The sequence below is a fragment of the Shigella sp. FC1567 genome, from assembly GCF_001743015.1.
Classification (GTDB): Bacteria; Pseudomonadota; Gammaproteobacteria; order Enterobacterales; family Enterobacteriaceae; genus Escherichia; species Escherichia coli.
The window spans coordinates 1-12,091 of sequence record NZ_MIIV01000042.1; the positions used below are offsets into that span (position 1 = coordinate 1).

5 protein-coding genes and 4 pseudogenes are annotated in these 12,091 nt (G+C 50.8%); 7 read left to right on the plus strand and 2 right to left on the minus strand.

Annotation, left to right across the window (positions count from 1 at the left end):
* The 3 genes and pseudogenes from BHE85_RS03530 to BHE85_RS03540 all read left to right on the plus strand — a co-directional run.
* A pseudogene (locus BHE85_RS03530) lies at positions 1–333 on the plus strand (IS1-like element IS1X2 family transposase); the annotation flags it as partial.
* 15 nt (positions 334–348) lie between these two features.
* Positions 349–2,022, plus strand: a pseudogene (locus BHE85_RS03535) (bifunctional alpha/beta hydrolase/class I SAM-dependent methyltransferase); the annotation flags it as partial.
* The gene (locus tag BHE85_RS03540) at positions 2,012–3,328 is read left to right on the plus strand and encodes a phosphatase PAP2/dual specificity phosphatase family protein (RefSeq protein WP_000627390.1); all 1,317 of its coding nucleotides are present in this window, start codon (positions 2,012–2,014) and stop codon (positions 3,326–3,328) included. The pseudogene BHE85_RS03535 and the gene BHE85_RS03540, both read left to right, overlap by 11 nt.
* A 50-nt stretch (positions 3,329–3,378) precedes the next feature.
* On the opposite strand, the gene azoR is transcribed toward BHE85_RS03540, so the two are convergent.
* On the minus strand, positions 3,379–3,984 hold the full coding sequence (gene azoR, locus BHE85_RS03545; protein ID WP_000048948.1) for an FMN-dependent NADH-azoreductase: 606 nt from the start codon (positions 3,982–3,984) through the stop codon (positions 3,379–3,381).
* Between the two features lie 200 nt (positions 3,985–4,184).
* Here azoR and hrpA point away from each other — a divergent pair, with 200 nt between their 5' ends.
* The 3 genes and pseudogenes from hrpA to aldA all read left to right on the plus strand — a co-directional run bounded on the left by hrpA (position 4,185) and on the right by aldA (position 10,796).
* Complete coding sequence (gene hrpA, locus BHE85_RS03550; protein WP_000139583.1) at positions 4,185–8,087, plus strand: ATP-dependent RNA helicase HrpA; 3,903 nt, start codon at positions 4,185–4,187, stop codon at positions 8,085–8,087.
* 271 nt (positions 8,088–8,358) lie between these two features.
* Positions 8,359–9,201 carry a DUF218 domain-containing protein YdcF gene (ydcF, locus tag BHE85_RS03555; RefSeq protein ID WP_039064150.1) on the plus strand — a complete coding sequence of 281 codons (843 nt, stop codon included), beginning with the start codon at positions 8,359–8,361 and terminating at the stop codon, positions 9,199–9,201.
* A 154-nt stretch (positions 9,202–9,355) separates the two neighbouring features.
* A pseudogene (gene aldA / locus BHE85_RS03560) lies at positions 9,356–10,796 on the plus strand (aldehyde dehydrogenase).
* Positions 10,797–10,837: 41 nt separating this feature from the next.
* Here aldA and gap read toward each other — a convergent pair.
* Positions 10,838–11,773, minus strand: a pseudogene (gene gap / locus BHE85_RS03565) (type I glyceraldehyde-3-phosphate dehydrogenase); the annotation flags it as partial.
* Positions 11,774–11,834: 61 nt separating this feature from the next.
* On the opposite strand from gap, the gene BHE85_RS03570 reads away from it, so the two are divergent.
* On the plus strand, positions 11,835–12,091 hold a 257-nt coding region (locus tag BHE85_RS03570), incomplete at its 3' end, for an IS3 family transposase (RefSeq protein WP_033555117.1).

A 12,091-nucleotide genomic window follows, 5' to 3' on the forward strand; every position in this document is an offset into this window, starting at 1 on the left:
TGGCTGTTTTACGCGTATGACAGGATACGGAGGACGGTTGTGGCGCACGTCTTCGGTGAACGCACTCTGGCCACACTGGAGCGTCTTCTGAGCCTGCTGTCGGCCTTTGAGGTCGTGGTATGGATGACGGATGGCTGGCCGCTGTATGAATCACGCCTGAAGGGAAAGCTGCACGTTATCAGCAAGCGTTACACTCAGCGCATTGAGCGACATAATCTGAATCTGAGACAACATCTGGCAAGGCTGGGACGGAAGTCACTGTCGTTCTCAAAATCGGTGGAGCTGCATGACAAGGTCATCGGGCATTATCTGAACATAAAACACTATCAGTAAGTTGGAGTCATTACCCAGCCAGGGGCGAAAAAGGTCATTGTCTTATTTCATCGTGGCCATGAACATTCTGGTCGTCTACAACATATCGTTGATGAACTGGCGATGCCAGATACTGCTTTTTATGCATGGGATGCTCGGGGGCATGGAAAAACTTCGGGGCCGCGTGGTTATAGCCCATCTCTTGCGCGTTCAGTGCAGGATGTCGATGAATTTGTCCGTTTTGCTGCCAGCGACAGCTAGGTTGGACTGGAAGAGGTGGTTGTGATCGCGCAAAGCGTCGGCGCAGTGCTGGTTGCCACATAGGTTCATGATTATGCGCCTGCAATTCGCGGGCTGGTGCTGGCTTCTCCGGCCTTTAAGGTTAAATTGTATGTGCCGCTGGCACGTCCTGCGCTGGCGTTATGGCATCGTCTGCGTGGTCTGTTTTTTATTAATTCCTATGTGAAAGGACGCTATTTGACCCACGATCGGCAACGGGTGGCGAGTTTCAATAATGATCCGCTGATCACACGGGCGATTGCCGTCAATATCTTGCTCGATCTCTATAAAACGTCTGAACGTATTATTAGAGATGCGGCGGCGATTACGCTCCCCACGCAACTTCTGATATCAGGTGATGACTATGTGGTGCATCGCCAACCGCAGATTGATTTTTATCAGAGATTACGTAGCCCTCTGAAAGAGCTGCATCTGCTGCCAGGCTTTTATCACGACACGTTGGGTGAAGAGAACAGGGCGCTGGCATTTGAAAAAATGCAAAGCTTTATTAGTCGTTTATATGCTAACAAATCGCAAAAATTTGATTATCAGCATGAAGACTGCACAGGACCATCAGCGGATCAATGGCGGCTACTTTCTGGTGGACCCGTGCTATTATCGCCGGTTGATTTAGCGTATCGCTTTATGCGAAAGGCGATGAAATTGTTCGGGACGCACTCTGCGGGCCTGCATCTCGGAATGAGCACCGGCTTTGATTCAGGCAGTTCGCTGGATTATGTCTATCAAAATCAACCGCAAGGTAGTAACGCATTCGGGCGCTTAATCGACAAAATCTACCTGAACAGTGTTGGCTGGCGCGGTATTCGCCAGCGCAAAACCCATTTACAAATACTGATTAAACAAGCCGTTGCCGATCTCCACGCCAAAGGTTTAGCCGTCCGCGTGGTTGACATTGCCGCAGGGCATGGGCGCTATGTACTGGATGCGCTGGCAAACGAGCCTGCCGTAAGCGATATTTTGTTACGTGATTACAGCGAGTTAAATGTTGCACAGGGGCAAGAGATGATTGCCCAACGGGGAATGTCTGGGCGGGTGCGTTTTGAACAGGGCGATGCGTTTAACCCGGAGGAACTCAGCGCGTTAACTCCGCGGCCTACGCTGGCAATTGTCTCTGGACTGTATGAGCTTTTTCCCGAAAATGAGCAGGTAAAAAACTCACTCGCAGGTCTTGCCAATGCCATCGAACCGGTCGGCATTCTCATCTACACCGGGCAGCCGTGGCACCCTCAACTGGAGATGATTGCCGGGGTGTTAACCAGTCATAAAGATGGTAAACCGTGGGTAATGCGCGTGCGTTCGCAAGGGGAGATGGATTCACTCGTGCGTGATGCCGGATTTGATAAATGCACACAACGGATTGATGAGTGGGGTATTTTTACGGTTTCGATGGCGGTGCGTCGTGATAACTGAACGTCGGAACGTATTGCTACAAGGCGCTGGCTGGTTATTGTTGCTGGCCCCGTTTTTTTTCTTCACCTATGGATCTCTTAATCAGTTCACCGCGGTTCAGGACCTTAACAGCCATGATATCCCCAGTCAGGTATTCGGTTGGGAAACGGCGATCCCTTTTCTTCCCTGGACTATTGTTCCTTACTGGAGTCTGGATCTTTTATATGGATTTTCGCTGTTCGTTTGTAGCACGACATTCGAACAGCGCCGACTTGTCCACCGGCTTATTCTGGCAACGGTAATGGCCTGCTGCGGTTTTTTGCTCTATCCGCTGAAGTTTAGTTTTATCCGTCCTGAAGTGAGTGGGGTGACGGGATGGCCATTTTCGCAACTTGAACTGTTTGATCTGCCTTATAACCAGTCTCCTTCGCTGCATATTATTCTCTGCTGGCTACTTTGGCGTCACTTTCGTCAGCATCTGGCTGAGAGGTGGCGTAAAGTCTGTGGCGGATGGTTTTTACTCATCGCTATTTCTACTCTGACGACCTGGCAGCATCATTTTATTGATGTCATCACAGGGCTGGCGGTAGGTATGTTGATTGACTGGATGGTGCCCGTCGATCGTCGTTGGAATTATCAGAAACCTGATCAACGTCGAATCAAAATAGCACTGCCATATGTCGTAGGCGCGGGCTCGTGCATTGTGTTGATGGAGCTAATGGTGATGATTCAGTTATGGTGGCCAGTCTGGTTATGTTGGCCAGTATTATCGCTACTCATTATTGGCCGTGGGTACGGTGGGCTTGGCGCGATAACAACAGGGAAAGATAGTCAGGGGAAACTCCCGCCCGCCGTTTACTGGCTGACATTGCCCTGGCGCATCGGGATGTGGCTGTCTATGCGTTGGTTTTGTCGTCGCCTGGAGCCGGTGAGCAAAATTACTGCTGGTGTTTATTTAGGGGCGTTTCCACGACATATTCCGGCACAGAATGCGGTTCTGGACGTCACCTTTGAATTCCCTCGGGGACGAGCGACAAAAGATCGACTCTATTTCTGTGTACCGATGCTGGATCTGGTGGTTCCGGAAGAGGGGGAGCTCCGACAGGCCGTGGCGATGCTGGAAACATTACGCGAAGAGCAAGGCAGCGTTCTGGTCCATTGCGCGTTGGGATTATCGCGCAGTGCGCTGGTAGTGGCGGCATGGTTGTTATGTTACGGACACTGTAAAACCGTTGATGAAGCGATTAGTTATATTCGAGCCAGACGTTCGCATATTGTGCTTAAGGAAGATCACAAAGCGATGCTGAAATTATGGGAAAACAGGTAAGTGGATTGAGATGTGGACTGAACTACAGTCCACATCAAGATCGTGTCCGGTTATGCAGCAACAATGCTGTCGATGGCCGCTTTCGCGTCAGACTGCGCTTTCGCTGCCATTTCCGGACCGTATGCGATCCCTTCGGCGAAGACAAATTTCACATCGGTAATGCCGATAAAGCCGAGGAACGTGGACAGATACGGCGTCACCAGGTCCGTTGGTCCATCTTTGTGGATCCCACCGCGGCTGGTAATAACGATGGCTTTTTTACCCGTTACCAGACCTTCCGGACCGTTCTCGGTATAGCGGAAAGTAACGCCTGCGCGTGCAACCAGGTCAAAATAGTTTTTCAACTGAGTTGAGATGTTGAAGTTATACATCGGTGCCGCAATAACGATAACGTCGTGGGCTTTCAGCTCGGCAATCAGCTCATCGGAAAGCGCCAGAGCTTCCTGCTGACGCGGAGTCAGCGGCGCATCGCTCGGACGCAGAGCGCCAACCAGTTCGCCATCCAGTACCGGAATCGGATTTGCAGCCAGGTCGCGAACGGTGATTTCATCAGCGGAGTGCTTTTCGCGCCATTGTTCAACAAAATAATCGGACAACTGATTAGACTGAGAGTACCCTGCCAGGATGCTGGATTTAAGAACTAATACCTTGCTCATGGTGTTTCCTTATAGATGTTTGAATTGGCGATGCCCCGTTGCTTGCTGACACTTTATTCACAATCCTGCCACAGAGATAGCGCAATAAATCGAAGCCTATGTTCGAATTTATTGAACAACGCATAGAAAGCCGCGATGTGGTACTCTATATCTATCATTTAAAAGAAAATTAATCAGGCAGACTACTGCCCACTAACGTTATGACAGAACAACAAAAATTGACCTTTACTGCTTTGCAGCAGCGGCTGGATTCGTTGATGCTGCGCGACAGACTGCGTTTTTCTCGCCGTCTGCATGGTGTTAAGAAGGTTAAAAATCCTGATGCACAACAGGCCATTTTCCAGGAGATGGCGAAAGAGATTGACCAGGCGGCAGGGAAAGTCCTGCTGCGTGAAGCGGCACGACCGGAAATCACTTATCCGGACAATTTGCCAGTTAGTCAGAAAAAACAGGATATTCTCGAAGCGATTCGTGATCACCAGGTGGTGATCGTCGCCGGGGAAACCGGTTCCGGTAAAACGACCCAGCTACCGAAAATCTGTATGGAGCTGGGGCGCGGGATTAAAGGACTGATCGGCCATACCCAGCCGCGTCGTCTGGCGGCAAGAACGGTGGCGAACCGTATTGCGGAAGAGCTGAAAACGGAGCCAGGCGGTTGCATCGGTTACAAAGTGCGTTTCAGCGATCACGTAAGTGATAACACGATGGTCAAGCTGATGACCGACGGTATCCTGCTGGCGGAGATCCAGCAAGACCGCCTGCTGATGCAGTACGACACCATCATTATTGACGAAGCACACGAACGCAGCCTGAATATCGATTTTCTGCTCGGCTATTTGAAAGAGTTGCTGCCGCGGCGTCCTGACCTAAAAATCATTATCACTTCCGGGACTATCGACCCGGAACGCTTTTCTCGCCACTTTAATAATGCGCCGATTATCGAAGTCTCCGGTCGGACCTATCCGGTGGAAGTGCGCTATCGCCCGATTGTTGAAGAAGCCGATGACACCGAGCGCGATCAGTTGCAGGCGATTTTTGACGCCGTAGACGAACTGAGCCAGGAAAGCCCTGGCGACATTCTGATCTTTATGAGCGGCGAGCGGGAAATTCGCGATACCGCCGATGCGCTGAACAAGCTGAACTTACGCCATACCGAAATCTTGCCGCTTTATGCGCGGCTTTCGAATAGCGAACAGAACCGCGTGTTCCAGTCGCACAGCGGGCGACGCATTGTGCTGGCGACCAACGTCGCGGAAACCTCGCTGACTGTACCGGGGATTAAATACGTTATCGACCCCGGTACGGCGCGTATCAGCCGCTACAGCTATCGCACCAAAGTGCAGCGTTTGCCGATTGAACCCATTTCACAGGCGTCTGCCAATCAGCGTAAAGGCCGTTGTGGTCGTGTGTCCGAAGGGATCTGTATTCGTCTCTATTCCGAAGACGATTTCCTCTCGCGCCCGGAGTTTACCGATCCGGAGATTCTGCGTACCAACCTGGCCTCGGTTATTTTGCAGATGACCGCGCTGGGGCTGGGCGATATCGCTGCGTTCCCGTTTGTCGAAGCACCGGATAAACGCAATATCCAGGATGGCGTGCGTCTGCTCGAAGAACTGGGCGCGATCACCACGGATGAACAGGCCAGCGCCTATAAACTGACGCCGCTCGGTCGCCAGCTCTCGCAACTGCCGGTCGATCCTCGTCTGGCGCGTATGGTGCTGGAAGCGCAGAAACATGGCTGCGTGCGTGAGGCGATGATTATCACGTCCGCGCTCTCCATTCAGGACCCGCGTGAGCGGCCGATGGACAAACAGCAGGCATCGGACGAAAAACATCGTCGCTTCCACGACAAAGAATCCGACTTCCTCGCGTTTGTAAATCTGTGGAATTATCTTGGCGAGCAGCAAAAGGCGCTTTCTTCAAACGCCTTCCGTCGCCTGTGTCGTACCGATTATCTCAACTATCTGCGCGTGCGCGAATGGCAGGATATCTACACCCAGTTGCGTCAGGTGGTGAAAGAACTTGGCATTCCGGTTAACAGCGAACCGGCGGAGTATCGCGAAATTCACATTGCGTTGCTGACGGGTTTACTTTCCCATATCGGCATGAAAGATGCCGATAAACAAGAATATACCGGCGCACGTAACGCGCGTTTCTCCATCTTCCCCGGTTCTGGTTTATTCAAAAAACCGCCGAAATGGGTAATGGTGGCGGAACTGGTAGAAACCAGCCGCCTGTGGGGGCGCATTGCTGCGCGTATCGACCCGGAATGGGTGGAGCCTGTCGCTCAGCATTTGATTAAACGTACCTACAGCGAACCGCACTGGGAACGGGCGCAGGGCGCGGTGATGGCAACGGAAAAAGTCACTGTTTATGGTTTGCCGATTGTTGCCGCGCGCAAGGTCAACTACAGCCAGATCGATCCGGCGTTATGTCGTGAACTCTTTATTCGCCATGCGCTGGTGGAAGGTGACTGGCAGACGCGTCACGCATTCTTCCGTGAAAACCTGAAACTGCGGGCCGAAGTGGAAGAGCTGGAACACAAATCACGTCGCCGCGATATTCTGGTTGATGACGAAACGCTGTTTGAGTTCTACGACCAGCGCATCAGCCACGATGTAATCTCCGCTCGTCACTTCGATAGCTGGTGGAAAAAAGTCAGCCGCGAAACGCCTGATTTGCTCAACTTTGAAAAGAGCATGTTGATCAAAGAAGGGGCGGAAAAAATCAGCAAGCTGGATTACCCGAACTTCTGGCATCAGGGCAATCTCAAGCTGCGTTTGAGCTATCAGTTTGAGCCAGGCGCAGACGCGGACGGTGTGACCGTACATATTCCGCTGCCGTTACTTAACCAGGTTGAGGAAAGCGGGTTTGAATGGCAGATCCCCGGTCTGCGCCGCGAATTGGTGATTGCTCTGATTAAATCGTTGCCGAAACCGGTACGCCGTAATTTTGTGCCTGCACCAAACTACGCCGAAGCGTTTTTAGGCCGCGTCACACCGCTGGAGTTACCGTTGCTCGACAGCCTTGAGCGCGAGTTACGGCGGATGACCGGCGTTACCGTTGACCGCGAAGACTGGCACTGGGATCAGGTGCCCGATCACCTGAAAATCACCTTCCGCGTGGTGGATGACAAAAACAAGAAGCTAAAAGAAGGGCGCTCGCTACAAGATCTGAAAGATGCGCTGAAAGGCAAAGTGCAGGAAACGCTGTCCGCGGTGGCGGATGACGGTATCGAGCAGAGCGGCTTACATATCTGGAGTTTTGGTCAGCTGCCGGAAAGTTACGAACAGAAGCGTGGCAACTATAAAGTGAAGGCGTGGCCGGCGCTGGTGGATGAACGCGACAGCGTGGCGATCAAACTGTTTGATAACCCGCTGGAGCAAAAACAGGCAATGTGGAATGGTCTTCGCCGTCTACTGCTGCTAAATATTCCCTCGCCGATCAAGTATTTACATGAAAAGTTACCGAACAAAGCCAAGCTGGGACTGTACTTCAACCCGTATGGCAAAGTGCTGGAGCTGATCGACGACTGTATCTCCTGCGGTGTGGATCAACTGATCGACGCCAATGGTGGCCCGGTCTGGACGGAAGAAGGCTTTGCTGCGCTGCATGAGAAAGTGCGTGCCGAACTGAACGACACGGTGGTAGATATTGCGAAGCAGGTCGAGCAAATTCTTACGGCAGTGTTCAATATCAACAAACGTCTGAAAGGGCGGGTGGATATGACCATGGCACTGGGGCTTTCTGACATTAAAGCGCAGATGGGCGGGTTGGTATATCGCGGTTTTGTCACTGGTAACGGCTTCAAACGGCTGGGCGACACGCTGCGATATTTGCAGGCGATTGAAAAACGACTGGAAAAACTGGCGGTTGATCCACATCGCGATCGTGCACAGATGCTGAAAGTCGAAAACGTCCAGCAGGCGTGGCAGCAATGGATCAACAAACTGCCGCCTGCACGTCGTGAGGATGAAGACGTGAAAGAGATCCGTTGGATGATAGAAGAGCTGCGCGTTAGTTACTTCGCTCAACAACTTGGTACGCCTTATCCGATTTCAGATAAGCGTATTTTGCAGGCGATGGAGCAGATTAGCGGTTAACCCTGCTATTTGCCTAATAAATCTAAAACCCGGTAAGCATTTAGCGCCGGGTTTTTTATTAATTCTAAAACGGTAAGGGTAAAAATTCAGGAATTCAGAAAAATACAATTCTCTGCTGCAAGATGAATAATGTTTATCTACAGCATTTCCTTAAAAGATATGTCAGGCTTGCGGAGTGGCGGTTAAGGACATACGACTTCCTCCTTTCAGAGTGCTCAGCTTCTCACTATTATCTCACGCAGTATTCTTAAGGGAACGATAAGGAGGAACCATGAACATTACCCCGTTTCCGACGCTTTCGCCGGCAACTATAGATGCCATAAATGTTATCGGACAGTGGCTGGCGCAGGATGATTTCTCCGGTGAGGTGCTGTATCAGGCCGATTGCGTGATCCTTGCAGGCAATGCGGTTATGCCGACTATCGACGCGGCATGTAAGATTGCTCGCGATCAGCAAATTCCTTTACTGATTAGTGGTGGTATCGGTCACTCGACAACTTTTTTGTATAGCGCCATCGCACAGCATCCGCACTACAACACTATCCGCACCACTGGCAGAGCAGAAGCGACCATCCTGGCGGATATCGCTCATCAGTTCTGGCACATTCCGCATGAAAAAATCTGGATTGAAGACCAGTCAACAAACTGCGGTGAAAACGCACGCTTTAGCATCGCGCTATTTAATCAGGCCGTAGAACGAGTTCATACGGCTATCGTTGTTCAGGACCCCACCATGCAGCGGCGCACGATGGCGACGTTCCGCCGTATGACTGGGGACAATCCCGATGCGCCACGCTGGTTAAGTTATCCCGGATTCGTTCCTCAGTTAGGAAATAACGCAGACAGTGTAATCTTTATTAATCAGTTACAAGGATTATGGCCGGTTGAGCGTTATCTCTCACTACTCACTGGCGAGCTGCCGCGTTTACGCGATGATAGCGATGGCTACGGTCCCCGCGGGCGAGATTTTATCGTTCACGTTGATTTTCCGGCAGAAGTCATCCATGCATGGCAAACGCTTAAACACGATGCGGTGCTCATCGAGGCGATGGAAAGTCGCTCGTTACGTCAAAAATTGCCCGTTTGTGAACCACTTGTTTGCAAACGGGCATGACTCCTGACTTTTATTTCTGCCTTTTATTCCTTTTACACTTGTTTTTATGAAGCCCTTCACAGAATTGTCCTTTCACGATGCCGTCTCTATGATGATTGATGTTAATTAACAATGTATTTACCAAGAACAAACATATAAATCACAGGAGTCGCCCATGTCAGTACCCGTTCAACATCCTATGTATATCGATGGACAGTTTGTTACCTGGCGTGGAGACGCATGGATTGATGTGGTAAACCCTGCTACAGAGGCTGTCATTTCCCGCATACCCGATGGTCAGGCCGAGGATGCCCGTAAGGCAATCGATGCAGCAGAACGTGCACAACCAGAATGGGAAGCGTTGCCTGCTATTGAACGCGCCAGTTGGTTGCGCAAAATCTCCGCCGGGATCCGCGAACGCGCCAGTGAAATCAGTGCGCTGATTGTTGAAGAAGGGGGCAAGATCCAGCAGCTGGCTGAAGTCGAAGTGGCTTTTACTGCCGACTATATCGATTACATGGCGGAGTGGGCACGGCGTTACGAGGGCGAGATTATTCAAAGCGATCGTCCAGGAGAAAATATTCTTTTGTTTAAACGTGCGCTTGGTGTGACTACCGGCATTCTGCCGTGGAACTTCCCGTTCTTCCTCATTGCCCGCAAAATGGCTCCCGCTCTTTTGACCGGTAATACCATCGTCATTAAACCTAGTGAATTTACGCCAAACAATGCGATTGCATTCGCCAAAATCGTCGATGAAATAGGCCTTCCGCGCGGCGTGTTTAACCTTGTACTGGGGCGTGGTGAAACCGTTGGGCAAGAACTGGCGGGTAACCCAAAGGTCGCAATGGTCAGTATGACAGGCAGCGTCTCTGCAGGTGAGAAGATCATGGCGACTGCGGCGAAAAACATCACCAAAGTGTGTCTGGAATTGGGGGGTAAAGCACCAGCTATCGTAATGGACGATGCCGATCTTGAACTGGCAGTCAAAGCCATCGTTGATTCACGCGTCATTAATAGTGGGCAAGTGTGTAACTGTGCAGAACGTGTTTATGTACAGAAAGGCATTTATGATCAGTTCGTCAATCGGCTGGGTGAAGCGATGCAGGCGGTTCAATTTGGTAACCCCGCTGAACGCAACGACATTGCGATGGGGCCGTTGATTAACGCCGCGGCGTTGGAAAGGGTTGAGCAAAAAGTGGCGCGCGCAGTAGAAGAAGGGGCGAGAGTGGCGTTGGGTGGCAAAGCGGTAGAGGGGAAAGGATATTATTATCCGCCGACATTGCTGCTGGATGTTCGCCAGGAAATGTCGATTATGCATGAGGAAACCTTTGGCCCGGTTCTGCCGGTGGTCGCATTTGACACGCTGGAAGAGGCTATCTCAATGGCTAATGACAGTGATTACGGCCTGACCTCATCAAATCTATACCCAAAATCTGAACGTCGCGATGAAAGCCATTAAAGGGCTGAAGTTTGGTGAAACTTACATCAACCGTGAAAACTTCGAAGCTATGCAAGGCTTCCACGCCGGATGGCGTAAATCCGGTATTGGCGGCGCAGATGGTAAACATGGCCTGCATGAATATCTGCAGACCCAGGTGGTTTATTTACAGTCGTAATGAGTAAAAGAGGCGGAGGTTTTTTCCTCCGCCTGTGCGCGTCAGAGTTTAGCGAATTTTTCGAGGGTGCGAATAAGCTGCGTGACGAAGCCATATTCGTTATCGTACCAGGCGACCGTTTTCACCAGTTGTAAATCGCCCACGGCGGTAATTTCCGTTTGCGTGGCATCAAACACCGAACCGAAATGGCTGCCAATGATATCGGAAGAGACTATTTCTTCATCGGTATAACCAAATGACTCGTTATTGGTGGTTGCTTGTTTAAGTGCGTTATTCACCTCTTCGGCAGTCGCTTTTTTTCCGAGAATCGATACCAGTTCAGTGACCGAACCTGTTTTCACCGGCACGCGTTGCGCATGACCTTTCAGTTTGCCGCTCAGTTCCGGGATCTCCAGACCAATGGCTTTTGCCGCCCCCGTAGTGTGGGGAATGATATTTTCTGCCGCTGCGCGTGAAGCACGTAAATCTTTACCACGTGGGCCATCCACCAGTGACTGGGTGCCAGTATAGGCATGAATGGTCGTCATCGTGCCGACTTCTATCCCGAAACTGTCATGCAAGGCTTTGGCCATCGGCGCAAGACAGTTAGTGGTGCATGACGCCACGGAAACAATGGTGTCGTTGCCATCCAGAGTGTCGTCATTGACGTTATAAACGATAGTTTTCATTTCACCGGCAGGGGCGGAAATCAACACCTTCTTCGCACCAGCATCAAGATGCGCCTGCGATTTCTCGGCGGAGGTATAAAAGCCAGTACATTCGACAATGATTTCTGCACCTTTCGCTTTCCACGGAATATTTTTAGCCTCTTTTTCGGCGTAAACCGCGATACTTTTCCCATCAACGATAAGTGAATCTTCCGTAAAATCAACGCTCCAGGGGAATGGTCCGTAGTTTGAATCATGTTTCAGCAGGTAGGCGAGAATTTTTGGGGAAGTGAGATCATTAATAGCGACAACGTCTATGTGAAGTGGCACACTGAATTTGGCCACCTGAACAGAGGTGATATGCTCACCTCAGAACAACACAGGTGCTCCAATGAAAAAAAGAAATTTTAGCGCAGAGTTTAAACGCGAATCCGCTCAACTGGTTGTTGACCAGAAATACACGGTGGCAGATGCCGCCAAAGCTATGGATGTTGGCCTTTCCACAATGACAAGATGGGTCAAACAACTGCGTGATGAGCGTCAGGGCAAAACACCAAAAGCCTCTCCGATAACACCAGAACAAATCGAAATACGTAAGCTGAGGAAAAAGCTACAACGCATTGAAATGGAGAATGAAATATTAAAAAA